Origin of the sequence: Achromobacter sp., assembly GCF_032102605.1 — a bacterium.
In the GTDB taxonomy this organism is placed as follows: Bacteria; Pseudomonadota; Gammaproteobacteria; order Burkholderiales; family Burkholderiaceae_B; genus Achromobacter.
The window spans coordinates 1-23,609 of sequence record NZ_DAMDGT010000013.1; the positions used below are offsets into that span (position 1 = coordinate 1).

Here is a 23,609-nt window from a genome sequence, read left to right on the forward strand (position 1 = left end):
TAATGAGGCAACGTCAGTGCAAATGCCTAGAACACAAAAATTCTGACACTCCCCCGGACCGCAATCGTAGCCCCGCCCACTCCAGGCCCACGCCGCGCCGGGCGTCTCAAGAACTCCACCCGTCGCAACGCAAACCGCCACAAAAACCAAAAACCCTATGCCAATTCCCGAAGCAGCAATTCCCAAAACTTCAACCGCTGTTCCAGCGTGGAAACCAGCACGTATTCATTCAACGTATGCGCCCCGTCGCCGTCGGCGCCCAGGCCGTCCAGCGTGGGAATGCCCATCGCCGACGTGAAGTTTGCGTCGCTGCCGCCGCCCGTCATCGGGGCGTCTTCGAGCAGGAAACCAGCCCGGTCCGCATAGCCCTGGACCAGCGCCAGCAGGGCCGCGGCGGCTTCGGTCTTCACCATCGGCGGGCGGTTCAGTTCCACGTCGATGTCGAGTTCCACGTCAGGGCCGACCGCGCACAGCTCGCGCATGCGGCGCAGCACGTCTTCGGCGGCGCCCATGTCCGGCACGCGGAAGTCCACGACGCAGCGGCACAGGGCGGGCACGGTGTTGGTCACGGTGCCTCCGGCGATGGTGCCGACGCTGACGGTGATGCCGCGGTCGTAGTCCGTCATGGCTTCCAGGGCCAGCACCTGATGCGCCATCTCGCGGATCGCGCTGCGGCCCTTCTCGTGCTGCATGCCGGCGTGGGCCGGCCGGCCCTTGACGTTCAGGCTCAGCATGCCCGTGCCCTTGCGGGCCGTCACGCACTTGCCGCCATTGGGGCGGGCCGGTTCGCAGACCAGCGCGTACTTGGCGTTGGCGGCGAAGCGTTCGATATGCGCGCGGGACGCATGGCTGCCGGTTTCTTCATCCGGGACCACCAGGAAGTCCACGGGCAACTGCGTCGCGCCCGGGCGGGCCACGCCGGCCAGGGCGGTCAGGGCTAGGTAGATGCCCGCCTTCATGTCGTAGCTGCCCGGCCCGTAGAGGCGATCGCCGTCGATGCGCACCGGGTTCTCCAGCAGCGTCCCGACCGGGTGCACCGTGTCCATGTGCGCCAGGATCAGGATGCCGGGACGCGTGTCGCCGGGGGCGCGGTTGGTGGCGTACAGCAGCGGACCCGTCGTGGGACCCAGCGACGACAGCTCGACGGTCAGGCCCGCGGCGGCCGCGTAGTCGGCGATGATGCGCGCCATCGCGGCGATGCCCTCGGGGAAATTCGACGGCGATTCGCATTGCAGCCAGCCTTGGATGCCGGCGACGATCTGTTCAGTAGTCTGGGTGTTGGACATGGCGGTTTCTGAGTTCAGCAACGAATGAAAGGGATGGGATCAGGCGACCTGCTGGCCGGCCAGGCGCTTGAGTTCGGCGTCGTCGGGCATCTTGCCGTCGAACCACAGGCTGGCGCACACGGCTGACATGGCGCGACCGTCGTGGCCGATGCCGGGCACGACCTGCAGCTTCCAGCCGAACGGCACGCCGCGGCGCTCGGCTTCCTGGCGGCCGAACTCAAAGTAGTTCTGCGCGCGCGCGAAGCGGTGCGGGCCCTGGCGCATCGCGGCGGGCTCGGACGGCAGGTTCGGGTCGTCGGTGACGATGTCCTGGTCTCCCGCCAGGATGGTCATCGGATAGGCCAGCAGCTTGATCAGATGGTCTTCCGTCAGGCCTACGCCGTCCATGCCTTCCGGATAGGGATGGTCGAAAGTGGGCAGGGTGTACCAGCCCGGGTTGCCGGCCGTCACGGCCTTGAACGGAGCGTGCGGCTGGCTGCTCATCAGGCGGTGGACGAACTGGCCGCCCGCGCTGTGGCCGAACAGGTAGACGTTTTGTCCGTCGGTGATCTCGCCGGCGATCAGGTCATTGATGACGTTGCCGACCAGGGCATACGTCCAGCCTGCGATGTGCCGCGGATTGCCGCCGGCCGAGAACACGCGGCCGTTGTTGTAGCTTTCGACGCCGGGCCAGATCTCGTTCGAGAAGGTCAGCGCGACGATCAGCAGCTTGTGCTTGTCGGCGGCCTCGACCCAGAAGTCGCGATATTCGTCGCCGTTGCGCAGCACGCCGTGCTGCACGATGACCACGGGGCGGTCCGGCGTGTAGCCGTACGGGCGGTAGGTCTGCAGCTTGAACGGACGATCGGAATTGCGATCCTCGTCCACGTACAGGATGGCGTTGCGGCCGGCATGGCCCAGTTCGATGGCGATGCGGTCGACGTTGGACATCTCGGAGGGTTTCATCAGGCGCTCACTTCATTCAGGTGGCAGGCCGACCAGTGGCCCGCCGAGATTTCTTTCAGGACCGGCGCCTGTTCGCGGCAGCGCGGCATGGCGTGGGGACAGCGGGGATTGAAAGTGCAGCCGGGCGGCGGGTTCAGCGGCGACGGGATCTCGCCCTTGATCGGCGTGAACTTGCGGCCGCGGCGGCCCACGTCCGGCACTTCGGCCATCAAAGCCTGAGTGTAGGGGTGATTGGCGCGCGCGAAGATCTCGGCAGACGTGGAAATTTCCACGATCTTGCCCAGGTACATGATCGCGACGCGATCCGAGATGTGCTTGACCACGCCCAGGTCATGGCTGATGAACAGGTACGTGAATCCGTGCTGTTCGCGCAGGTCCATGAACAGGTTGATCACTTGCGCCTGGATCGACACGTCCAACGCGGCCACGGGTTCGTCGCAGACCAGGAACTTGGGAGCCACCATCAGCGCGCGGGCGATGCCGATGCGCTGGCGCTGGCCGCCCGAGACCTGATGCGGGAAGCGGTCGCGATATTCGGGGTCCAGGCCCACTTCCTTCAGCGCCTTGTCGATGCGGCCCGGAATCTCGGCCGGGGGCGACAGCTTGTGGACCTTGAGCGATTCGCCCAGGATCTGACGCAGGCGCTGGCGCGGATTCAGCGAGGCCTGCGGATCCTGGAAAATCATCTGCACGCCCAGCGTATAGGCCAGCTTGTCGGCGCCGCGCAGGCGATTGGCGTCCTGGCCCTGGTACAGCAGTTCGCCTTCGGTCTGGCGGTGCAGTCCGGCCACGACGCGTCCCAGCGTCGACTTGCCGCAACCGGATTCGCCCACCAGGCCCACGACTTCGCCGCGCTTGATGGACAGGTCCACGCCATTGACGGCGTAGACGGTGCGGCGGTCGATGGGGCGGCCGGTCAGGGAAAGAATGCGCTGGGCCAGGTCGGGTCGCTGTTCGAAACGCTTGTGGACGTTCTTGAGCTCGATGACGGGGGTATCGGCTTGGCTCATGTTCTTACTGTGCCTCGCGGGCTATCGGCACGTAACAGCGGTAGCTGCGCGGACCTTCGTTGGTGACGGAGGGGGCTTGCTCGGTGCAGCGCGTGACCGCGTGGGAGCAGCGCGGACGGAACGCACAGCCCGAGGGGCGGCCGGCCAGGCTGGGCGCCATGCCGTTGATCTGGTGCAGGCGGGCGCCGGGCTGGGTGGCGCCGGGCATCGAGTCCAACAGGCCCTTGGTGTAGGGATGGCGCGGCGCGTCCAGCACCTGTTCGACCGGGCCGCTTTCCACGATGCGGCCGGCGTACATGACGGCCACGCGGTCGGCCAGTTCGGCCACCACGCCCAGGTCGTGGGTGATCCAGATCAGCGCCGTGTTGTGCTCGCGGCAGATCTGCTGCATGCGGTACAGGATCTGGCCCTGGATGGTGACGTCCAGCGCGGTGGTGGGTTCGTCGCAGATGATCAGGTCGGGCTTGTTCAGCATCGCGATGGCGATGGCGACGCGCTGGCGCATGCCGCCCGAAAACTCGTGCGGGTAGCTCTTCAGGCGCTTTTCCGGCGACGGGATGCCGACCATGGCCAGCGCCTCGCGGCAGCGTTCCTCGGCCACCGCGCGCGGCACGTCTTCGTGCGTGAGGATGGCCTCCATCATCTGCTCGCCGATGCGCAGCACCGGGTTGAGCGTCATCAGCGGATCCTGGAAGATCATGGCGATGCGGTTGCCGCGCAACTGGCGCATCTGCTCTTCGGACAGCTTGCGCAGGTCCGTGCCCTTGAACTTCACTTCGCCGTCCACCACTTCCCCGGGCGGGTCGATGAGGCCCAGCAGCGAGAAGCCGGTGACGGATTTGCCGGAGCCCGATTCGCCGACCAGGCCGACGATTTCGCCGCGGCGCACGGTCAGGTCGACGCCATCGACCGCCAGCCACGCGCCGGCCTCCGTATGGAATGCGGTGCGCAAACCGCGCACTTCAAGAATGTTTTCGCTCATTTCATTTGTCCACAGGCCAAACCCCATCCACTGCGCATGCAGCGGATATCGCATGATCGGGATGCCGCGGATCCGACTCCGCCGGTCCGCAGGCATGCCCCCTTGAGGGGGGCCCGCCTCAGGGGGAAGCGCGTAGCGCTTCGGGGGTGGGCCGTCACTTCCTCGGATCCAGGCTTTCACGCAGGCGGTCGCCCACGATGTTGATGGAAAGGATCAGCAGCAGCAGCGCAATGCCCGGGAACAGGCTGATCCAGTAGTCGCCCGACAGCAGGTATTGGAAGCCGTTGGAGATCAGGAGGCCCAGCGACGGTTCGGTGATGGGCACGCCCACGCCCAGGAACGACAGCGTCGCTTCCAGCGCGATCGCCGTGGCGATCTGGATGGTGGCGAACACCATCACGGGACCCAGGCAGTTGGGCAGCAGATGAAAGAGCATGATGCGCCAGGCCGGAAAGCCCAGGTTGGCGGCGGCTTCGACGTATTCCTTGCGGCGTTCCTGCAGGGCGCGGCTGCGCATGATGCGCGCGTAGTGGCCCCACTGCACCAGCACCAGCGCCAGGATCACCTTGTCGACCCCGCGTCCCAGCACCACCAGCAGCACCAGCGCCACGAGGATGGTGGGAAAGCCCAGGATGAAGTCGACGATGCGCATCAGCACCGTGTCGACCACGCCGCCCACATAGGCGGCGACCAGGCCGATGGCGCCGCCGATCGCGGTCGCCAGGACCACGGCGGACAGGCCGACCATCAGGCTGATGCGCAGGCCATACAGGATGGCGCTGAGCATGTCGCGGCCCTGGTCGTCGGTGCCCAGCCAGGCGATGCTGCCGTCCATCAGCGCCTGGCGCGGCGCCAGGCGTCCGTCCATGAGGGACAGGTTGGCCAGATCGTAGGGATTCTGCGGCGCGAAATACGGCGCGAAGATTACCAGGATCACCAGGATGGCCAGCGCGATGACGGAGCCGCGCACCGTCGGGCGCGCGTGCAGTTTCTTCAGGATGGCGGCGCGGCGCGGCGTCTCGGCCAGAGGCTGGACGGTGCGGGTGCGGCCGGGATCGGGAGTATTAGCCATGGCGGTTTATTGAGCGGGGGCCACGAGCTGCACGCGCGGGTCGAGCGCGGCGTACAGGATGTCCACAACCAGGTTGATGACGACGAAGATCAGGGTGACCAGCATCACGTAGGCGACGACGACGGGGCGGTCCAGCTGATAGACGCTGTCGATCAGCAGCTTGCCCATGCCGGGCCACGCGAACACCGTCTCGGTGATGGTGGAGTAGGCGATCAGGGTGCCGAATTCCATGCCGATCACCGTGACCACGGGGATCAGGATGTTGCGCAGGATGTGGCGGCGCACGATGCGGCCGGGCTTGACGCCCTTGGCGCGCGCGAACTTCACGTAGTCCTGGCTGCGGGCCTCGACCACGCCGGAGGCCGTCATGCGCAGCACCAGGGCGATGTTGGCCAGCGCCAGGTTGATAGCCGGCATGATCAGGTGCGACCAGCCGTCGGCGGTCAGGATGGACAGCCGCACGCCCAGCACGTCGACCGTATCGCCGCGGCCCGTCGCGGGAAGCCAGCCCAGCCACACGGCGAACAGCAGGATCAGCATCATGCCCTGCCAGAAGTTCGGCAGCGAAAAGCCCAGGACGGATGACGCCATGATGCCGCGGCCCAGGTATTCGTCGCGGTACAGGCCCGCGACCAGGCCCAGCGGAATGCCGATGACACAGGTCAGCAGGATGGCCACGATGACGAGTTCGAACGTGGCGGGGATGCGCTGCACGATCAGCTCGATGGCGGGGATCCCGTGCACGAAGGACGTGCCCAGGTCGCCATGCAGCGCGCGCCACAGGAACCCTGTGTACTGCTGCCACACGGGCAGGTCCAGGCCCAGGCGGGCGATCATCGCCTCGCGTGCGGCCTGGCTGGCTTCGGGGCTGACCAGCAGTTCGATCGGGTCGCCCACGGCATACACCGCGAAGAAGACCACGACCGAGACGGCCAGCAGCACGAACAGACTCTGTATCAGTCTGCGTAGGATGAACAAGGCCACGTGATGATTTCCTTGGTGGGCTCAGGGTTGGATAGAGGGCGCGCCGGGGACTTGCGTGGCGGGCGCCGCGCGATTGCTCAAACGATGGGTTGCGCCAGGCGGACGACGGTCACGCCGGGCCGCAGGTTCGCGGTGGACGGCATGATCAGCACGCAGTTGTCATAGGGCGTGGTGACGGGTTCGCCTTCCGACCAGCCGATCACCGTACCTGCCTTGGCCAGCATCTCCAGCCCTTTCCAGGGTTCGGCGAACCGGAAATCGGCGCTCTTGGCGGCGATGGCGTGCGTCACGCGCAATGCGCGCTGGATAGGGGCGCCGGGCGCGAACCAGGCGACGGGGAGGTCGCCGCGGTCGACCGTAGCGGCCTGAACCAGGAAGCGCGCCATCTGGTCCACGGCAACGCCGCGCGCCTCGGGCGCGCCATGGAATCCGCATTCAATTAGCAGGGAGCGCGTGCCGTTTTCGCCAGATTCTCCGAAGCGGCCGAAATCGCGCATGCGCACGCCGGCGGCGTGGCCGGCGTCGGCGATGATGGTGGCGGGATTGCCCAGGGCCAGGGCCAGGTCGATGTTGCGCTGTTCCAGGCCGGTCAGTTGCAACGGCACGTCGGAATTGCTCATCGAATGGAAGTCCAGCAGCCAGTCGGCCTGTTCCACCCATGGGCGAAGCTCGGCTGCGCGGCGGCGTTCCTGGCTGGTCGGGATGGAGAGCTTGTCTTCGCTCCAGACCCGGTTCATGTCTTCATCGACGAACCGGGCCGGCGCGTAATTGCGGGCGTCGAAGCGATCGAAGGCGGCCAGATTGCAGAACGCCAGCGTCAGCGTGCCACGGCGCGGGCGCAGGCCGGCGGTCAACGCTTCCTTTAGCGCCCAGGCGCCACAGAGCTCGTTGCCGTGGATCAGCGCGCTCAGCATGACTCGCTTGCCGGGCATGCCGGAATCGAAATGCCAGACTCCCGGCGTATCGGTATTGCCCAGGCGCTCCGCCGACAAGTCCGGACAGGCAAGAAGAAACGGGCGTGGGCTGGACGGGGAAGACGGGGGCAAGGACGTGTGCATGGCAATTCCGATGAAGCGGGACGATTGTATAGGGGATGGGGCCGGAGGCTGGGTCGGGACGCAGCGCGTCGGCTCCTTCCCACAAGACAAAACGGCTGCACGCGGCAGCCGTTTCGGTTCAATCAGCCCTCGATGCTCACTTTGCGTCGGGCTTGACCGACGAGGCCAGCGTGTACTGGTCGCGGCGGCCTTCGTAGGTGATGCCCTTGCGGAAGGCCCAGATGCTGCTTTCAAAGTGCAGCGGGATCAGCGGCACGTTGTCCAGGGCGATCTGGGTGGATTCCTGCAGCAGCTTTTCGCGCTTGGCCGGGTCGACGGTCACGATGGCCTGCTTGTAGACCTTGTCGAAGTCGGCGTTGGAGAAGCCGCCGTAGTTGCTGGTGCCCAGGCTGACGGGCGAATCCAGGGACGCCACCCACAGCTGGAACAGCGCCGACGCTTCACCCGTTTCCGCCGGCCAGCCGCCCATCGAGAAGCTGAACTCGCGCTTGGCGCGCTTGGGGAAGTAGATGGAGGCCGTCATGGCGTCCACGTTGGTCTTGATGCCGACGCGCGACAGGTACTGGGCCACGGCCTGGGCGACTTGGCCGTCGTTGACGTAGCGGTCGTTGGTGGACGACAGCGTCAGTTCAAAGCCATTCGGGTAGCCGGCTTCGGCCAGCAGCTTCTTGGCGCCTTCGGGGTCGTACTTGATTTCCGGAGCCTTGGGCAGCGCGCCGAACATGCCGTCGGGCATGAACTGGAAAGCGGGCGTGGCCATGCCGTCCATGATGCGGGCGGTGATGGTCTTGCGGTCGATGGCCATGTTGATGGCCTTGCGCACGCGCAGGTCCTGCAGCGGGTTCTTGCCGTCGGCGGCCTTGACGAACGGGCTCGGGTTGCGGCCCACGTCCGGCTGGAAGAACACCAGGCGGGTGGACGGCGTGGCCACGAAGCCGAACTTGGGGTTGTCCTTCAGGCGGGGCAGGTCGCGCGCGGCGGGGTTTTCGATCATGTCGAAGTCGCCGGACAGAAGGCCGGTCAGGCGCGGGCCGGCGGAGGGCACCGGCACGAACTTCACTTCCTTCCAGTGGGGCTTTTCGCCCCAGTAGTTTTCATTGCGGACCAGCTCGATGCCCGTGCCCTTGACGTAGGACTTCAGCATGTAGGGGCCGGTGCCGATGGCATCCTTGCCATTGTTGAAATCCGCCACGGTAGGCCAGGCGCCGGTCACGCCGCAACCCTTCTTGGGGTCGAACGTGAGCTTGCCGTGCTCGACGATGCCGTTCCAGACGATCGGCAGCGAGCGGGCCAGTTCGGCCGGCATCAGGGGGAAGGGTTCGCCCGTCTTGATGATCACGGTGTGCGCATCCGGCGTCTGGACGTCGGTGATGCGCTTCGTCATGTCCATGTAGGACTGCGACACGTTGGTTTCGTTGTTCAGCGTGCGGCAGACCGTGAACAGCACGTCTTCGGACGTGAACGGCTTGCCGTTGGAAAACTTGACGTCGTCGCGCAGCTTGAATTCCCAGGTCAGGTCATCCAGGTTCTTCCACGACGTGGCCAGCTGGGGAACCAGCTTCATATCGGCGCTGCGGCCCACCAGAGAGCTGTAGACGTGCGCGGAAAACGCGTCGTTCTGCGTCATCTTGTGATAGTGGGGGTCCGCCGAAGTGGGTTCGGCCGACAGGCCGATCTTCAGCGTCTGGGCTTGGGCGGCAGCCAAAGGAATGGCGGCGGCCACAAGGGCCAGGGTGGTGCGCAACTTCATGGTGACAACTCCGGATTGGGAACGAACCGGATCGTGCTGCGGCGGCCACGCGTGCCAGGGGACGACTGCGTCGGCCAGGGGCTTGCGGGGAGTGTCGCCAGGCACGACGGCAAGGGGCCGATTATCGGTAGGGGCTTCGCGCGCTGTCAATGCGCAGCGGCGATTGTGGCGTTAGGGAAAACGCCGAGAGGAGAAGAGGGAGAGGGCGTCGCGCGGCCCCTCTTGGGGCCTGCGCGGCGCGATGGCGCCGGTGAGGGGACGGGCGCCGGATCGTTGCAGGGGCGCGGGGGAAAGCCCGGCGGGCGCTGCAACGGCAGCGCGCCAGACTGATACGCGGGAGATCGGTCGCGAGTCAGTCCGGCGCGGCTGTTCTTACCACTGCGATCCGGAGAAGCGCGAGCTGGCGGCGCGAGCCTTGTTCATCGATTCGTTCACTTCGTCGATGAAGGCAAACACCGCAGCGATGGCTGCTGCGACGGATTGGCCGGCCTTCTTCAGGCTGGTTAGCGGGTGGGAATTCGGTTGGTTTTCGAGGGCGCCGCGGAGCAGGTCACGCTCCAGCGCGTCGGTCAGGCGGGCAGTGTGGTTCAGGGTCAGTTCGCTCATGGTTTGCTCCAGTCCGTTTCGTCTTGGGGTAAACCATTATAGGGATAACCCTAGAGCAAAAGCAATGAGCTTTTTAGGGAAAACCCTAGGATGTTGTAAAAATGTTTTGTGAGCCGGGGACTTAGCATCCGTTGCGCAGCCTGCGGGCGGCGTCGGCAAGCTCGCCGGCGGTCAATCCGATAGGGCCGATACCCTGATCGACCAGCGCATCCGCGGCTGCGCCGTGCAACCAGACCGCCCCGGGCACGGCCTGGTCCAGGGGCAGCTTTTGAGCGATCAGCGAGCCCAGCATGCCGGCCAATACGTCCCCGGTTCCGGCCGTGGCCAGCCCCGGATTGCCGGTGGTGTTGATGCGCAGCGCGCCGTCGGGAGCGCAAACCACGGTGCCGGCGCCCTTGAGGACGATCCAGGACCGGAAGCGCTCGGCCAGGCGGCGGGCGGCCACGGGGCGATCCCGCTGGATCTGGTCGGTGCTTGTCCCCAGCAGCCGGGCGGCCTCCGCAGGGTGCGGGGTCAGGATGACCGGGCCGGCGCCCCAGTTGGGGTTGATGTCCCCCCGCGCCAGGAGATTCAGGCCGTCCGCGTCCAGCACCAGGGGGGCTTCACGGCGCAGCACGAACAGTTCGGACAGGGCGTTCGCGGCCAGCGCGCCGGTTCCGATTCCGCAGCCGGCGATCCAGGTGGTGACGCCCCAGTCCTCTTCCAGCAGCGAGCGGAAGTCGCGCAACATCAGCTCGGGCTGCAACGGGTCGCAGGGCAAAGGCGAGCTTTCCTGGACGAAACCCACCAGGACCTTGCCGGCGCCAGTCTTCAGGGCGGCTCTCGCCGCCAGCAGGGCGGCGCCGGTCATGCCAGGGCCGCCACCCACCACACCCACGGTGCCGAAACTTCCCTTGTGCGTGCCCTGGCCGCGGGGCGCGAACAGGGCAGACAGGGCGTCACGGTCGATGGGAGCGGCGACGGGCAGGTCCGGGGTGTTCATTGGCTGAGGCTCCTGAAGCGAATCGTCATGGCGGATGGGGCGTATCCACTATAGTGCGCAAAAACGCGGCCGCCGTCGGCGGACTGCCGGATAACCAATAGACCACTCGGAGCAGACAATGACCGACATCACGCTGGAACACTATTCGGCCTATGAATCCCTGAAGCTGCGCCGGCATCCCGGCGGCGTGCTGGAGTTGATCATGGGCGCCAAGGGCGGCCAGCCCGGCAAACTGTCTACCGCCGACGACCGGATGCACCGCGAACTGGCCGACATCTGGCGCGATATCGACACCGACCCGGACACGCGGGTGGTTGTGATCCGCGGCGAGGGCAAGGGCTTTTCCGGCGGGGGCGACCTGGAACTGGTGCAGCAGATGGCGGACGACTTCGACGTGCGCACGCGCGTGTGGCGCGAGGCCCGCGACCTGGTCTACAACATCATCAATTGCAGCAAGCCCATCGTGTCGGCCATGCATGGCGCGGCGGTGGGGGCGGGGCTGGTGGCGGGCCTGCTGGCCGATATTTCCATCGCGGCGCGCGACGCCCGGATCATCGATGGCCATACCCGCCTGGGCGTCACGGCGGGCGACCACGCCGCGATCGTCTGGCCGCTGCTGTGCGGCATGGCCAAGGCGAAGTACTACCTGATGTTGTGCGAAACGGTTTCCGGCGAAGAGGCCGAACGCATCGGCCTGGTGTCGCTCTGCGTGGACGAGGCCGAGCTCATTCCCAAGGCGTTCGAGGTGGCCAACAAGCTGGCGGCGGGGTCGCAGACGGCCATTCGCTGGACCAAGTATTCGCTGAACAACTGGCTGCGCATGGCGGGGCCGACCTTCGATACGTCGTTGGCGCTGGAGTTCATGGGCTTTGGCGGCCCCGACGTCCGCGAAGGGATCCAATCCCTGCGCGAACGCCGCGCGCCGAATTTCCGGCCCGACTCGCCCTTCTGAGGCGCGGCGCTACTTCTTGAAGAACTTCGCGAACGCCGCCTGCGCCTCGTCGGTGCGCAGGCGGGCGCGGAACTGCTCGGCCTCGTAGTCCAGCGTTTCCTGGATGGCCTGGCGGTCGGCGCGCTTCATCATGGCCTTGGTCAGGCGCAACGCCGCGGGCGGCTGGCCCGCCAGGTCGGCGGCGGTTGCCTGCGCCGCGGCCAGGGCCTGGCCCCTGGGCGTGACCGACGTGGCCAGTCCGGCTTCGAGCGCGTCGCGGGCCGAAAAGGCCTTGCCCTGCAACAGCCATTCCGCCGCCCGGCGTCCGGCCAGGCGCGGCATCAGCAGGCTGGAGCCGCCCTCCGGGCACAGGCCCAGCGCGACGAAGGGCATGCGCAGGGTCGCGCCTTCCCCGATGTGCACGAAGTCGCAATGCTGCAGCAGGGTGACGCCGATGCCGATGGCGTAGCCTTCCACGGCGGCGATGACGGGTACGTCGGCCTTCGTCAGCGCCCGCAGGAAAGTCAATCCGGCGCTGTCGCCGGCGCCGCGCTCCGCCTGGAAATCCCGCAGGTCATTGCCTGCAGTGAAGTGTTCGCCAGCGCCGGTCAGGATGACCGCCGAGATCGCGACGTCCGCGCTGGCCTGCGTGATCTGCTCGGTCAGCGCGGCATAGGTTGCCGTGTCCAGCGCGTTGCGGCGGTCCGGGCGGTTGATGGTCAGCGTCAGGACGGCGCCGTCGCGGGCGACCTGCAGGCCGGCGCTCATGCGTGCGGCCCGGCGGCCAGGCGGGCTTTTGCCTCGGCGTATTCGCGCCGCAGCGTTTCGACGATCTTGCGAGTGGGCTCGACGCTGGCGATGCCGCCCACGCCCTGGCCCGCACCCCAGATGTCTTTCCAGGGCTTGACGCGGGTGGACCCGAAATTCGACGCGCCGGTGTCGGGCACTGGCAGGTTGGCCGGGTCCAGGCCGGCCGCGGCGATGCTGGCCTTCAGGTAGTTGCCGGGAATGCCCGTGAAGAAGGGCGTGTACAGGATGTCCGACGCGCTGGCTTCGACGATGGCGGACTTGTAGCCCTCGCTGGCGTTGGCTTCCTCGCTGGCGATGAAGCGCGTCCCCATATAGGCGAAGTCGGCGCCCATGGCCTGCGCGGCCAGCACGTGCGCGCCGGAGGTGATGGCGCCGGACAGGATCAGCGGGCCGTCATAGAAGCGGCGCACTTCGGAGATCAGCGCGAAGGGGCTGAGCGTTCCGGCATGGCCGCCCGCGCCCGTGCAGACCAGAATCAGGCCGTCGACGCCCGCTTCCAGCGCCTTTTCGGCGTGACGAATCGTGGTCACGTCGTGGAAAACCTTGCCGCCCCAATCGTGGATGCCTTTCACCAGGTCGCCGGGCGCCCGCAGGCTGGTGATGATCAGCGGCACCTTGTGGCTGGCGCACACGGCCAGGTCCTGCTCGAGGCGGTCGTTGGACTGGTGGATGATCTGGTTGACCGCGAAGGGCGCGACGGCGGCGCCCGGATTGGCTTCGCGGTAAGACGCGAGGCCAGCCTGGACTTCATCGAGCCAGTCGGTCAGCAGCGACTGCGGGCGCGCGTTCAGGGCGGGAAACGATCCCACGATGCCGCTCGTGCACTGGGCGGTCACCAGCTTGGGGTTGGAGACGATGAACATCGGGGCGCTGATGACCGGCAAGGACATCTGGCCATACAAATCAGTCACGAGGGAATTCGGCATGGCGTCGTCTCGTTGTAGATGTTTTTGGAGTATATTAATTACCTACCGACCGTCCGGTAATTAATTAATCTTTATTTAACGGCATGCCCGGAACCGCTGTCAATCGAGGTTCGCCAGAACCCCGCCAGCCTTCCGCGCGGCCTGACGCAAAGGCTGCCATGGCGACCTCCGCCCCTCCCATCCAGAAACGCGCACGCGCCGGCCGGCCGCCCACGCTGGCCGCCCCGCGCGAACGCATTCTTGAAGAAGCCGCCAAGCTCTTCGCCCGCAGCGGCTACGACGGCAGCTCCATTTCGGATCTGGCTGCCGCCATCGGGGCATCCAAGGCCGCCATCTATCACTACTATCCCACCAAGCAGGACATCTACGACGCCATCATCCTCGAGGTGCTGAACGGACTGACCCAGACGGTCGGCCGGGACGTGGCCGCCGCCGAGGGTGGCGTTGCCCGCCTGCGCGCATTCATGGTGGGACACGCGCGCTATTTCGAACAGCACCACGCGCAATTCGTGACCATGCTGATCGGCTACTCCGGCATGGCGCTGTCCGAACGCGAGGATGCCGCCAAGCTGCGCGACAGCTACGAAAAGCGCCTGCGCGAAGTGATCGCACAAGGCGTTGCCGAGGGCGCATTCCGCCCGCAGGACGTGGCCGCCACCGGCCGCGCCGTGCTGTCGATGCTGAACTGGATGGTGCGCTGGTACAAGCCGGGGCAGGGCGAGAGCGCAGAGGCCATCGCCGCCGGTTACTTCGATCTGCTGGTGGGCGGCATGCGTGCCGCCACATGACGCCAATCCGACTTCCGACCTGAATCCGCATAGAGAGACTTCCATCATGGCCCTCGACACCGAAACCCTGAACCTGTTGTTGGACGCCGTGCGCCGCTTCGTGCACGAACGCCTGATTCCCGCCGAAGACGAACTGGCATCCACCGGCCAGGTGCCGCCGGACATCGTCAACGAAATGCGCGACCTGGGCCTCTTCGGTCTGTCCATCTCGCCGGACTTCGGCGGCCTGGGCCTGACGATGGAAGAGGAAGTGCGCGTCGTGTTCGAACTGGGCCAGACTTCGCCCGCGTTCCGTTCGCTGGCGGGCACCAACATCGGCATCGGTTCGCAGTCCATCGTATTGGCCGGCACCGACGAGCAGCGCGCCCATTACCTGCCCAAGCTCGCCAGCGGCGAACTCATCGGTTCCTTCGCGCTGACCGAACCGGACGCCGGCTCGGACGCCATGGCGCTGCGCCTGTCCGCCGTGCGCGACGGCGACAGCTACGTGCTGAACGGCACGAAGCGCTACATCACCAATGCCCCCATCGCCGGCCTTTTCTCGGTCATGGCGCGCACCGCGCCGGAGCGTCGCGCCGGTTCAATCTCGTGCTTCCTGGTGGAAGCGGGCACGCCCGGCCTGACCATCGGCAAGCCGGACAAGAAAATGGGCCAGGCCGGCGCGCTGACCAGCGACGTCGTTTTCGACAACTGCCGTGTGCCGGCCAGCGCCCTGCTGGGCGGCGAGGAAGGCAACGGCTTCCGCACGTCGATGCGCGTGCTGGACAAGGGCCGCCTGCACATCTCGGCCTTGTGCGTGGGCATTGCCGACCGCCTGTTGCGCGACGCGGTGAAGTACGCCACCGATCGCAAGCAATTCGGCCAGCCCATCGCCGAGTTCCAGCTCATCCAGGCCATGATCGCGGACAGCCAGGCCGAGCTCTACGCGGCCCGTTGCATGGTGCTGGATGCCGCCCGCATGCGCGACCGCGGCGAAAACACCACCATGCAGGCTGCCTGCTGCAAGCTTTTCTCCACGGAAATGGTGGGCCGCGTGGCCGACCGCGCGGTGCAGATCCACGGGGGCGCCGGCTACATGTCCGAATATGCGGTGGAGCGCTTCTACCGTGACGTGCGCCTGTTCCGCATCTTCGAAGGAACGTCGCAGATCCAGCAACTGGTGATTGCCCGCGAGACGATCAAGGCCCATTCCTGATCTTTCCGCGTCCGGAACGCAGGCCCAGCCGTTCGAAAGGCTAATATCCAGTCTGACGAATGCTGATCAGGAGGCGGCCCCCGCGGGCCGCTTCCTGGCATGACGGAATCCCAGTTCGGCTTGCGCGTGCGCGCGGGCCGGAAGTTCTCATTTCCCTTCTAGCGAAAAGATTACAGATGTCCCAACGTCCCGCTCCCCTAACCGGCATACGTGTGCTGGATCTGACCCGCGTGCTGGCGGGTCCCTGGTGCACCCAGAACCTGGCCGACCTCGGCGCCGAAGTCATCAAGATCGAACGGCCCGGCTCGGGCGACGATACGCGGGCCTGGGGGCCTCCGTACCTGAAGGACGAAGCGGGGCAGGACACCACCGAGGCCGCCTACTACCTCTCGGCCAACCGCAACAAGATGTCGGTGGCGCTGGACATCGCGTCGCCCCGCGGCGCCGAACTGGTTCGCGAACTGGCCCTGCAAAGCGACATCCTGGTGGAAAACTTCAAGGTCGGCGGACTTTCCAAGTACGGCCTGGACTACGAGAGCCTGAAGGAAATCAATCCGCGCCTGATCTACTGCTCGATCACCGGCTTCGGCCAGACGGGTCCGTACGCCAGCCGTCCGGGCTATGACTTCATGATCCAGGGCATGGGCGGCCTGATGAGCATCACCGGCGAACGCGACGACCTGGCTGGCGGCGGTCCGCAAAAGGCGGGCGTGGCCGTGGCCGACCTGATGACCGGCATGTATTCCACCGTCGGCATCCTGGCCGCGCTGCACGAGCGGGCCCGCAGCGGCCTGGGCCAGCACATCGACATGGCCCTGCTGGACTGCCAGGTCGCCATGCTGGCCAATCAGAACCTGAACTTCATGACTTCTGGCGTGGCGCCCCGCCGCGCCGGCAACGCGCACCAGAACCTGGTGCCGTACCAGGTCTTCGCGGCCAGCGACGGCCACCTGATCGTCGCGGTGGGCAACGACAGCCAGTTCCGCAACTATTGCGGCGCGATCGGTCTGCCGGAGTTGTCGGCCGATCCGCGTTTCTCGACCAATCCGCAGCGCGTGAAGAACCGCGAGGAACTCGTGCCGCTGCTGGCCGAGCGCATGGCCACCGGCGAGCGCGACTACTGGCTGGCCGCACTGGAAGGCGTTGGCGTGCCCGCGGGCCCCATCAACACGCTGGACCAGGTCTACGAAGACCCGCACGTGCTGGCCCGGGGCATGAAGCGCGAACTGCCGCATCCTGCGGCCGGCACCGTGCCCATGGCCGCCAGCCCGCTCAAGTTCTCCGGCAGCCCGGTCGAATACCGCCGCGCGCCGCCCATGCTGGGCGAGCACACCGAGCAGGTGCTTACCGAAAAACTGGGGCTGTCGGCCGAAGAAATCCAGGCGCTGGCGCAGAGCCGGGCGTAAATCGCGCGCCGGGCGGCCCGCGCCGCCGACCGCGCATGCCGCGCCGCGCCAGGCGCGATATCCATTCCAATAAAGGCAGGAGAGAGTTGATGACGGAGATTCAAACCATCGGCGTCGTAGGCGCCGGGGCCATGGGGCGCGGCATTGCGCAGATCGCGGCGCAAGCTGGACTGCGCGTGCGCTTGTACGACACCAGTTCCGATGCCGTCGCCGCCGCGCGCGAGTCCTTGCGCCAGACCTGGGAAAAGCTGGCCCAGAAGGGCAAGCTGACCGCCGCCGATGCGCAGGCTGCGCTCGAACGCGTGGAGTCCGCCACCGCGCTGACGGACATGTCCAACTGCCATTTGGTGGTTGAGGCCATCGTCGAACGGCTGGACGTCAAGCGCGACCTGTTCGCGGCACTGGAAGGCGTCGTCTCCGATGACTGCATCCTGGCGTCCAACACGTCGTCCCTGTCCATCACCGCCATCGCGGCGGCGTGCAAGCGTCCGCAACGGGTCGCCGGTTATCACTTCTTCAATCCGGTCGCGTTGATGAAGGTAGTGGAAGTCATCGACGGCCTGCGCAGCGCGCCGGAAGTCGGCGACGCGCTGGCCGAACTGGCGCGCCGCATGGGCCACACGCCCGTGCGCGCCAAGGACATGCCGGGCTTCATCGTCAACCACGCCGGCCGCGGCATGAATACCGAAGGCCTGCGCGTGGCGCAGGAAGCCGTGGCGACCTTCGCCCAGGTGGACGCCGTCATGCGCGAGCAGGCGGGCTTCCGCATGGGGCCGTTCGAGCTGCTGGACCTGACCGCGCTTGACGTGTCGCACCCGGTGATGGAGTCCATCTACCGCCAATTCTTCGACGAGCCGCGTTTCCGTCCGTCGCCCATCACGACGGTGCGCCTGGCGGGCGGGCTGATCGGCCGCAAGGCCGGCGAAGGCTTCTACGTCTACGCCGACGGCCAGAAGCAGGTGCCCGCCGAAGCGCCCGTGCCGACGCTGCCCGAAGGCCTGAAGGTCTGGGTCAGCCCGAAGCATGCGGAAGGCTACGCGCGCGCGTCGGCGCTGGTCGACACGCTGGGCGGCACGCTGGTCACCGGATCGTCGCCGGACGCCGATGCGCTCATACTCGTCACGCCGTTCGGTGAAGACGTGTCGACCACGGTTTCCGCGCAAGGCTTGAACGCGGGCCGCACCGTGGGCCTGGACACGCTGCACGCCTTCGACAGCGCCAAGCGCCGCACGATCATGGTCTCGCCCGCCACCGAAGCCAAATGGCGCGATGCCGCGCATGCCCTGCTGGCCTCGGATGGCGTCCCGGTCACGGTGATCGAGGATTCGCCCGGCTTCATCGCGCAGCGCATCGTTGCCACCATCGTCAACATCGCCAGCGACATCGCGCAGCAGCAGATCGCCACGCCGGAAGACATCGACCTGGCCGTGACGCTGGGTCTGGGCTATCCGGTGGGTCCGTTGGCCCTGGGCGACAAGCTGGGCGCCGACCGCATCCTTGAAATCCTGAAGAGCATGCAGCGCGTGACGGGCGACCCCCGCTATCGTCCCAGCCTGTGGCTGCAGCGCCGCGTCCAGCTGGGAATGTCGCTGTTGAAGTCGTCGGCGGACTGATCAGCCATCCGGCCGCGATCGGCCGGAAGACCGCGGGAACCGGCGTGCCGGCGGCGAGCCTCCTGCGGTCAGCGGCGAACGGCAAGCGGACACAAAAAAGCCCCATGATGATTCATGGGGCTTTTTTTTGCCGGCGGTCAGGCCAACGCTTACTGGGCGGCGTTCACCATGAATTGCACGGCTGCGCGGATGTCGTCTTCCGAGGCGTTGGCTGCGCCGCCCTTCGGAGGCATCGCTCCCTTGCCTGTCATCGCTACCTTCACCATGGCGTCCATGCCGGTATTGATGTAGGGCGCCCACGCGGCCTTGTCGCCGAACTTGGGTGCATTGGCGACGCCCGTGGCGTGGCATGCGAAGCAAACGGTCTTGTAGAGCTGCTCGCCGGCGGGATTGACCGCGGCGGCTTGCGGCGCGGGCGCTGCCGGTGCGGCGGCGGCAGGCGCTGCGGCAGCGGCAGGAGCGGCTGCAGCAGGAGCCGCGGCGGGGGCAGCCCCTGCGTCGGCTTCCTTCTTGGCGCCTTCTTCAGCCGGGGCGGCGGGTTCGGGCAGTGAACCGCCGGACTTGTTGGCCATGTAGACCACCGCGCGCGCCACTTCGTAGTCGGACAGCGCCGGGTTGCCGCCCTTGGCGGGCATGCCGCCCTTGCCGTGCAGCGCAACGTTCAGCATGGCGTCGTAGCCGGCCTTGATGAAGGGAGCCCACGCGCCGTTGTCGCCCATCTTGGGTGCGCCAGCCACGCCGGCGGTGTGACAGGCCGTACAGACGGCGGCGAAGACTTGTTCGCCGGTCTTGAAGACCTTGGGGGCGTTGGCATCGACAAGTTCGAACCCCGCCACGGGGGCGATCCGCCGGGCGACGGCTTCGCCGGACAGCGCGTCCGAGCCTGCACCGGTCTTGGTGCCGGTAACCACCATATTCACCAGAAGGATGATGATGGCGATGGGAACCACGAAAGCCAGGATGACCGTGACGATCAGTTGCTTCGGGGTCTTGATAGGGGAGGAGTGCTCTTCTATGTGTTCCTGCTCGTTGCTCATGACCAAATCCTGCTAACGGGTACCGGGGGCGCCTGGCGGCGGCAACAGAAAATCAGTACTGCACAAGTTGGCGGCAATCCATGCCCGCCTGCAAGCAAACGCTGGATTATATAACGGTGTCAGGGACGCAGGTCCAATGCAAACGAACGGGTTTTCGATGAGTTTCCCCGAAGATTTGATCCAGTTCATGCAGATCCCGCAAAACTAGGTACAATACCGCCTCCTTGCGCTGCGCCCGTAGTTCAATGGATAGAATGAGAGTTTCCGAAGCTCTTGATACAGGTTCGATTCCTGTCGGGCGCGCCAAAAATTCAATGGCTTACGTGGACTTTGTGCCCGCGTTGCGCCCAAAACGCCCCAGACAGCGAAGCCTCATTCGCCTGTAGAGTCCCGCGGCGTATCGCGTGCGACAAGACTTCGCATCTTGTCCTTCTCAAGCTGGTTTGCCGCGCCGTCAATTCGCTTCGTGTAGACCTCGAAGACATCTTGGCATTGCTACGCCCCATTTGCCGCGACAAGCATCCCGGATTCATTCCGGCGTGCTAGCCCATCGTGGCGTGTGTACGCCGAGTCTGCCGCGCATCCCTCTCCCCCATTTCTTGCACCTGAAATCAACCCGCGACCACTTCATAGCGGATCTGTTTGATGGTCGTTTTTGGGACTTGCCGAAAGAAGCGCTGCCGCTCAGGACGGGGGCTTTCGCTGGCGCCCTCAACAGACGCTGACCCTGTAAGCAGGCTGGTCAGCGATCTCACATAAGACAGCACCTAACGTCAAAAAAAGCTGTTGCCTTTAGCCTCGGTTGCGGCTCGCGTCTCGACACGCCGCCTATGCGGTCGGGAGGGGCCACCCGAACTTAACCCTAAAGGATTGATATGGCGGTTCAGGCATCAGCAAAAAGAACAGGCTACGAAAAATGGCGAGACGGCGTCGACAAGGCGGTTGGTGATCCCAAATGGAATGAATGGGACTGCGAAATTCAGATGGCCGTCAATGAATACAACCGCCACCTTTCTGGCACGGCGGGATACGTCCAGCTAGATTGGCAGTTCATCAAGGCAATTTTGTGGGTCGAGTCCGGAGCAGCTAACGCGGATTGGAAGAACAGGCCCATGCGTATTGGAGTGCCCGGCGACCCCGGACTGTCATCGCTGCTGTCGGGCAACGAAGGTGGGAACTTAATTCTTCCAGCCGCTTGGAAAGGCAAGCTTACTGTCAGTTCAGCGCGAGCTATCCCTACCCATAACATTCGTGCGGGAATTGGCTATCTGTTGATGAAAATGGGCCAGTACGAATACCGCAGCGTCCCTGATGCCGATTCCAAAATCTACGAAGTCGTTGTGAAGGCAGGCGATAGCCTTGAAAAGATTGCGAAGGCCCAGGGTAGTACGGTCGACACGATGAAAGCACTAAATCCAACGGCTAGCATCTTGCGCCCCGGCCAGGTGTTGAAGTACCGAATGGCTTCTGTAAGGCGCGTCATCACGGGTTGGCGGAAGATCTCCACGGCCTTGATGGCGGCACGCTATAACGGCGGCGGGGATAACAATTACGAAATGAAGCTCAACCACGCCTTAAATCTCCTTAGCAAAGGAACGACCCGCATATGCACAAAATAGCGCCATTGATTTTTGTTGTGACTACTTTCTTTCCATTGGCTTCGATGGCGACCGCCGATGCTCATGTTCAGAGTGAGCGTGAGCTGCGCGATGAATGTTCGGGTGAATTAACCGGGGTAAGGGAATGCCTCGAAGAAAAGGCCGCGGCAAGTGAAGTCGACCTTAAAGACGCAGAAAAGCGTGTGATCGATGTCCTGACTCAATGGGATGAGGACACCAAGTACGTGAATCAAGCCAAGGCTAAATTCAACGCATCTAACAAGGAATTCGTTAAGTACCGGGATGCCCAGTGCGCTTTTGCTTCGGCTTTGGGCGGAGGAGCAATTGGCAACGCCCTAGCCATGCGCCGCTTCGCTTGCATTGCAGAACTCAACAGTAGACGAGCATTTCAGCTACGCGATTTAGTGTCGGACCGGCCACTGAAGTAGTTCTGTAGCCGTTATCGCAAAAAGGGAGCCTGTCCGGATTCTTGTGGAAATCGACAAGACCAGCCACGCGCGCGTATTTCGCGCGTGGCTGCAAGTCATCGCTTTGTGATTTCTACCCCCGATGCGGTCAGCGCGCGGGAGTGGCCGCATTGCCCGCCGGCGTACTCGGCGTGGCGGGCACTTGAATCTCTTTCTGACGCAACACGCCGCCGCCCTGGACGCTGCCCTGCACGTTCGTGGGTGAGGTCATCTTCGCCACGCAGTTCTGACGCTGCGCTTCGGGCAGGCGATTGCACCGAGCCAGCTCGTTCTGCCGTAGCTGCTCCGGGCTCTCCGCACTCAGGTTCTGGCGATCGCGCTCCTGACGCGCCGCCCCGGCTTCGCGTAGGCACGTCTCCATCGGTTGACCGGAGGCGCCGCTCTTGCACGTGGCAACGTCCTTGTCGAACTGCGCTTGCGAGGCACTGCTTGTGTCGGCCGCGTAGGCGGCGCCTGCGGCCCACGCGAGACCGGCCAGGCATAGCATCGCGGATACTCTTTTCAGGGGCACTTGAACAGCATTCAACTTGTGAACAGTATTCATGGTCAGCTCCTCAAAAAAATGGGAATGCGCCCGGCGAGGTGCCGAGCGGCCGTTCCCGACGATATATCTACCATGCTGCAATCATTGGTAGCGTGCTGCCAGGTAACTGTATGTGTCGCGTTGGTGGGCTGCCAAAGTCCGCCAGCCTGCCCGCAAACGCTGAAAAAAGCACATCCTAACCCTTCGGCGTATTCGACATTGCGAATCCTGAGTCTGAGTGTTGCTCCAAGGGCGACACGTCCGGCCGGCCGCTAGGCGGCGACTGCCAGGTGCTCGTACAGGATGACGCTGCCAATGGCGATAAGAGCAATGCCCCCGAGCATTTCGGCACGTTTGCCAGCCACATAGCCCAGGGCGCGGCCGAGCATCACACCAAGCGTGACCATCAGCGCGGTGGCCAGGCCAATGGCAACCGCCGCTATCACGATGTTTACGTCGACAAAGGCCAGGCCAGCTCCGACGGCCATTGCGTCTATGCTGGTGGCGAAGCCCGTCGCGGCGAGCAGCCAGAAGGAGTGTCGTGCTACCGGGCTTGCGTCCTCCGCCTCTTCTTTCATTGCGTTGCGGATCATCAGCAAGCCCAGGATACAGAGCATGGAGAAGGCGATCCAATGGTCCCAGGCTTCAACGTATTTCGCAGCGACGGATCCGATTCCCCAGCCGATCAACGGGGTGAGCGCCTCGATGACGCCAAAGATGACGCCGGTTCGCAAGGCTTCCGAGATTCGAGGTCTGTGTAGCGCAGCGCCTTTACTTACGGCGGCGGCAAAGGCGTCCGTGGACATGGCGAACGCGAGGACGATGATGGAGAGGGCATTCATGAGCGTGATGTCACTGGGCGAGAACGGCACAGACTGTCCACATCGCCCAGCGTGCTGTGGAAGGTCTGTGGTCTCGCCAAGTTCATCTACCGTTTACGCCATGGCCGGTTGCAGGCCAAGAATGTTGACGTAAACCCTTCCAACTAACACTGGAAGGAGGCTACTCCCCAAAGAGGCCCAAATTTTACCAGCCCAGCAGCGGTTCGTAAGAACTCGCGCGTCGAGTTGCTGATTTCGATTCAGTCCATTGCGGACGTGCGCGTCGACGTACTTTGAGCCGAGGGAGCCCGCCCGCGCCAAAAGGCACGGACGGGCGACGCGGGTTCAATCGTCCAGCGCAGGCACGGTTCCGATCTGCGCCAGGATGCGCGGCGATTCCATGTCGCCGGTTTCCTTGTCGATCATCACTTCGTACGCGGCCACGCCCGCGAACTTGGAAGCCATGGAATTCGCGATGCGGATGGCTCCGAATTCGCTGCTGGCCGGACGGATTTCACCGGGGGCGACGCCATTGGCGGCGGCGCGGTAGGGTACGACGATGTACTGAACGATATGAGCAGCTTCTGACACAGGAATTCTCCCCTGGACGACAGTTTTTCGGGCGAGCGCAATGTATCACGTCGCACTGTGTTTTTGTACAGTATTTTCGCGGTGTCGCCAACAAATTTTTCGTGGGAACTCCGCGGCACAGGAAAACCCCTAGTTCCACGCCATTGCCCGCGTTCCGCTCCCTCTCGTAATATTTTCGAAAATCCTCCGTGTTTTATAAAACCAGGG

Annotated in this window: 23 protein-coding genes, 1 tRNA gene and 1 riboswitch; of the genes, 8 read left to right on the forward strand and 16 right to left on the reverse strand. The window is 65.0% G+C overall.

Annotation, left to right across the window (positions count from 1 at the left end; all coding sequences use genetic code 11):
* Window positions 1-155: 155 nt before the first annotated feature.
* The 10 genes from RT614_RS23080 to RT614_RS23125 form a co-directional block, all read right to left on the reverse strand.
* A complete protein-coding gene (locus RT614_RS23080; RefSeq protein ID WP_313624500.1) occupies window positions 156-1,286 on the reverse strand; it encodes a M20 family metallopeptidase in 1,131 nt (376 codons plus the stop codon).
* 39 nt (window positions 1,287-1,325) lie between these two features.
* On the reverse strand, window positions 1,326-2,231 hold the full coding sequence (locus RT614_RS23085; RefSeq protein WP_313624501.1) for an alpha/beta hydrolase: 906 nt from the start codon (window positions 2,229-2,231) through the stop codon (window positions 1,326-1,328).
* Window positions 2,231-3,241: an oligopeptide/dipeptide ABC transporter ATP-binding protein gene (locus RT614_RS23090; RefSeq protein WP_313624502.1), complete on the reverse strand. Its 1,011-nt coding sequence runs from the start codon at window positions 3,239-3,241 to the stop codon at window positions 2,231-2,233. Before RT614_RS23090 ends, RT614_RS23085 begins: the two co-directional genes overlap by 1 nt.
* Window positions 3,242-3,245: 4 nt before the next feature.
* Entirely contained in the window at window positions 3,246-4,223 is a 978-nt protein-coding gene (locus RT614_RS23095) for an ABC transporter ATP-binding protein (RefSeq protein WP_313624503.1), read from the reverse strand.
* A gap of 154 nt (window positions 4,224-4,377) precedes the next feature.
* Window positions 4,378-5,295 carry an ABC transporter permease gene (locus tag RT614_RS23100; protein ID WP_313624504.1) on the reverse strand — a complete coding sequence of 306 codons (918 nt, stop codon included), beginning with the start codon at window positions 5,293-5,295 and terminating at the stop codon, window positions 4,378-4,380.
* A gap of 6 nt (window positions 5,296-5,301) precedes the next feature.
* A complete protein-coding gene (locus RT614_RS23105) occupies window positions 5,302-6,279 on the reverse strand; it encodes an ABC transporter permease (RefSeq protein WP_313624505.1) in 978 nt (325 codons plus the stop codon).
* 77 nt (window positions 6,280-6,356) lie between these two features.
* On the reverse strand, window positions 6,357-7,337 hold the full coding sequence (locus RT614_RS23110) for a succinylglutamate desuccinylase/aspartoacylase family protein (protein WP_313624506.1): 981 nt from the start codon (window positions 7,335-7,337) through the stop codon (window positions 6,357-6,359).
* Window positions 7,338-7,473: 136 nt separating this feature from the next.
* The gene (locus tag RT614_RS23115; RefSeq protein ID WP_313624507.1) at window positions 7,474-9,087 is read right to left on the reverse strand and encodes an ABC transporter substrate-binding protein; all 1,614 of its coding nucleotides are present in this window, start codon (window positions 9,085-9,087) and stop codon (window positions 7,474-7,476) included.
* A 372-nt stretch (window positions 9,088-9,459) separates the two neighbouring features.
* The gene (locus tag RT614_RS23120; RefSeq protein ID WP_313624508.1) at window positions 9,460-9,693 is read right to left on the reverse strand and encodes a hypothetical protein; all 234 of its coding nucleotides are present in this window, start codon (window positions 9,691-9,693) and stop codon (window positions 9,460-9,462) included.
* A 121-nt stretch (window positions 9,694-9,814) separates the two neighbouring features.
* Window positions 9,815-10,675, reverse strand: a complete 861-nt coding sequence (locus tag RT614_RS23125; RefSeq protein ID WP_313624509.1) for an NAD(P)H-hydrate dehydratase — start codon at window positions 10,673-10,675, stop codon at window positions 9,815-9,817.
* 118 nt (window positions 10,676-10,793) lie between these two features.
* Here RT614_RS23125 and RT614_RS23130 point away from each other — a divergent pair, with 118 nt between their 5' ends.
* Entirely contained in the window at window positions 10,794-11,627 is an 834-nt protein-coding gene (locus RT614_RS23130; protein ID WP_313624510.1) for an enoyl-CoA hydratase/isomerase family protein, read from the forward strand.
* A gap of 9 nt (window positions 11,628-11,636) precedes the next feature.
* Here RT614_RS23130 and RT614_RS23135 read toward each other — a convergent pair whose 3' ends face one another.
* Both RT614_RS23135 and RT614_RS23140 read right to left on the reverse strand, forming a co-directional pair.
* Entirely contained in the window at window positions 11,637-12,374 is a 738-nt protein-coding gene (locus RT614_RS23135) for an enoyl-CoA hydratase-related protein (protein ID WP_313624511.1), read from the reverse strand.
* Window positions 12,371-13,342, reverse strand: a complete 972-nt coding sequence (locus tag RT614_RS23140; RefSeq protein WP_313624512.1) for a nitronate monooxygenase family protein — start codon at window positions 13,340-13,342, stop codon at window positions 12,371-12,373. Before RT614_RS23140 ends, RT614_RS23135 begins: the two co-directional genes overlap by 4 nt.
* Window positions 13,343-13,500: 158 nt before the next feature.
* Here RT614_RS23140 and RT614_RS23145 point away from each other — a divergent pair, with 158 nt between their 5' ends.
* The 4 genes from RT614_RS23145 to RT614_RS23160 all read left to right on the forward strand — a co-directional run bounded on the left by RT614_RS23145 (window position 13,501) and on the right by RT614_RS23160 (window position 18,344).
* Window positions 13,501-14,130 (forward strand): TetR/AcrR family transcriptional regulator, encoded by a 630-nt coding sequence (locus RT614_RS23145; protein ID WP_313624513.1) that lies wholly within the window; start codon window positions 13,501-13,503, stop codon window positions 14,128-14,130.
* A 46-nt stretch (window positions 14,131-14,176) separates the two neighbouring features.
* Window positions 14,177-15,325 carry an acyl-CoA dehydrogenase family protein gene (locus tag RT614_RS23150; protein ID WP_313624514.1) on the forward strand — a complete coding sequence of 383 codons (1,149 nt, stop codon included), beginning with the start codon at window positions 14,177-14,179 and terminating at the stop codon, window positions 15,323-15,325.
* Window positions 15,326-15,501: 176 nt separating this feature from the next.
* Window positions 15,502-16,731 (forward strand): CaiB/BaiF CoA-transferase family protein, encoded by a 1,230-nt coding sequence (locus tag RT614_RS23155; RefSeq protein WP_313624515.1) that lies wholly within the window; start codon window positions 15,502-15,504, stop codon window positions 16,729-16,731.
* An 89-nt stretch (window positions 16,732-16,820) separates the two neighbouring features.
* Window positions 16,821-18,344 (forward strand): 3-hydroxyacyl-CoA dehydrogenase, encoded by a 1,524-nt coding sequence (locus RT614_RS23160; RefSeq protein WP_313624516.1) that lies wholly within the window; start codon window positions 16,821-16,823, stop codon window positions 18,342-18,344.
* Window positions 18,345-18,493: 149 nt separating this feature from the next.
* Here RT614_RS23160 and RT614_RS23165 read toward each other — a convergent pair whose 3' ends face one another.
* Window positions 18,494-19,381 (reverse strand): c-type cytochrome, encoded by an 888-nt coding sequence (locus RT614_RS23165; protein WP_313624517.1) that lies wholly within the window; start codon window positions 19,379-19,381, stop codon window positions 18,494-18,496.
* A 231-nt stretch (window positions 19,382-19,612) separates the two neighbouring features.
* On the opposite strand from RT614_RS23165, the gene RT614_RS23170 reads away from it, so the two are divergent.
* From RT614_RS23170 to RT614_RS23180, 3 genes are all read left to right on the forward strand, one after another.
* A tRNA-Arg gene (locus tag RT614_RS23170) sits at window positions 19,613-19,687 on the forward strand.
* Between the two features lie 569 nt (window positions 19,688-20,256).
* The gene (locus tag RT614_RS23175) at window positions 20,257-21,000 is read left to right on the forward strand and encodes a LysM domain-containing protein (protein WP_313624518.1); all 744 of its coding nucleotides are present in this window, start codon (window positions 20,257-20,259) and stop codon (window positions 20,998-21,000) included.
* Window positions 20,988-21,428: a lysozyme inhibitor LprI family protein gene (locus RT614_RS23180; protein WP_313624519.1), complete on the forward strand. Its 441-nt coding sequence runs from the start codon at window positions 20,988-20,990 to the stop codon at window positions 21,426-21,428. The genes RT614_RS23175 and RT614_RS23180 overlap by 13 nt, the downstream gene beginning before the upstream one ends.
* Before the next feature lie 127 nt (window positions 21,429-21,555).
* Here the strand turns inward: RT614_RS23180 and RT614_RS23185 are convergent, their stop codons facing one another.
* From RT614_RS23185 to RT614_RS23195, 3 genes are all read right to left on the reverse strand, one after another.
* Window positions 21,556-22,011, reverse strand: coding sequence for a hypothetical protein (locus RT614_RS23185; RefSeq protein WP_313624520.1), 456 nt, complete (start codon window positions 22,009-22,011; stop codon window positions 21,556-21,558).
* 251 nt (window positions 22,012-22,262) lie between these two features.
* Entirely contained in the window at window positions 22,263-22,832 is a 570-nt protein-coding gene (gene mntP / locus RT614_RS23190; RefSeq protein ID WP_313624521.1) for a manganese efflux pump MntP, read from the reverse strand.
* Between the two features lies 1 nt (window position 22,833).
* A riboswitch (yybP-ykoY riboswitch) is annotated at window positions 22,834-23,013 on the reverse strand.
* Between the two features lie 143 nt (window positions 23,014-23,156).
* Window positions 23,157-23,402: a hypothetical protein gene (locus tag RT614_RS23195; protein WP_313624522.1), complete on the reverse strand. Its 246-nt coding sequence runs from the start codon at window positions 23,400-23,402 to the stop codon at window positions 23,157-23,159.
* Window positions 23,403-23,609 lie beyond the last annotated feature (207 nt).

Excerpts from the sequence above, each read along its gene's own strand:
- RT614_RS23185 (WP_313624520.1), bottom strand. The coding sequence starts at position 22,011 with ATGAATACTGTTCACAAGTTGAATGCTGTTCAAGTGCCCCTGAAAAGA.
- RT614_RS23180 (WP_313624519.1), top strand. The coding sequence starts at position 20,988 with ATGCACAAAATAGCGCCATTGATTTTTGTTGTGACTACTTTCTTTCCA.
- RT614_RS23100 (WP_313624504.1), bottom strand. The coding sequence starts at position 5,295 with ATGGCTAATACTCCCGATCCCGGCCGCACCCGCACCGTCCAGCCTCTG.
- RT614_RS23090 (WP_313624502.1), bottom strand. The coding sequence starts at position 3,241 with ATGAGCCAAGCCGATACCCCCGTCATCGAGCTCAAGAACGTCCACAAG.
- RT614_RS23150 (WP_313624514.1), top strand. The coding sequence starts at position 14,177 with ATGGCCCTCGACACCGAAACCCTGAACCTGTTGTTGGACGCCGTGCGC.
- RT614_RS23085 (WP_313624501.1), bottom strand. The coding sequence starts at position 2,231 with ATGAAACCCTCCGAGATGTCCAACGTCGACCGCATCGCCATCGAACTG.
- RT614_RS23155 (WP_313624515.1), top strand. The coding sequence starts at position 15,502 with ATGTCCCAACGTCCCGCTCCCCTAACCGGCATACGTGTGCTGGATCTG.
- RT614_RS23130 (WP_313624510.1), top strand. The coding sequence starts at position 10,794 with ATGACCGACATCACGCTGGAACACTATTCGGCCTATGAATCCCTGAAG.
- RT614_RS23120 (WP_313624508.1), bottom strand. The coding sequence starts at position 9,693 with ATGAGCGAACTGACCCTGAACCACACTGCCCGCCTGACCGACGCGCTG.
- RT614_RS23160 (WP_313624516.1), top strand. The coding sequence starts at position 16,821 with ATGACGGAGATTCAAACCATCGGCGTCGTAGGCGCCGGGGCCATGGGG.
- mntP (WP_313624521.1), bottom strand. The coding sequence starts at position 22,832 with ATGAATGCCCTCTCCATCATCGTCCTCGCGTTCGCCATGTCCACGGAC.
- RT614_RS23125 (WP_313624509.1), bottom strand. The coding sequence starts at position 10,675 with ATGAACACCCCGGACCTGCCCGTCGCCGCTCCCATCGACCGTGACGCC.
- RT614_RS23175 (WP_313624518.1), top strand. The coding sequence starts at position 20,257 with ATGGCGGTTCAGGCATCAGCAAAAAGAACAGGCTACGAAAAATGGCGA.
- RT614_RS23095 (WP_313624503.1), bottom strand. The coding sequence starts at position 4,223 with ATGAGCGAAAACATTCTTGAAGTGCGCGGTTTGCGCACCGCATTCCAT.
- RT614_RS23135 (WP_313624511.1), bottom strand. The coding sequence starts at position 12,374 with ATGAGCGCCGGCCTGCAGGTCGCCCGCGACGGCGCCGTCCTGACGCTG.
- RT614_RS23145 (WP_313624513.1), top strand. The coding sequence starts at position 13,501 with ATGGCGACCTCCGCCCCTCCCATCCAGAAACGCGCACGCGCCGGCCGG.
- RT614_RS23080 (WP_313624500.1), bottom strand. The coding sequence starts at position 1,286 with ATGTCCAACACCCAGACTACTGAACAGATCGTCGCCGGCATCCAAGGC.
- RT614_RS23165 (WP_313624517.1), bottom strand. The coding sequence starts at position 19,381 with ATGAGCAACGAGCAGGAACACATAGAAGAGCACTCCTCCCCTATCAAG.
- RT614_RS23140 (WP_313624512.1), bottom strand. The coding sequence starts at position 13,342 with ATGCCGAATTCCCTCGTGACTGATTTGTATGGCCAGATGTCCTTGCCG.
- RT614_RS23115 (WP_313624507.1), bottom strand. The coding sequence starts at position 9,087 with ATGAAGTTGCGCACCACCCTGGCCCTTGTGGCCGCCGCCATTCCTTTG.
- RT614_RS23110 (WP_313624506.1), bottom strand. The coding sequence starts at position 7,337 with ATGCACACGTCCTTGCCCCCGTCTTCCCCGTCCAGCCCACGCCCGTTT.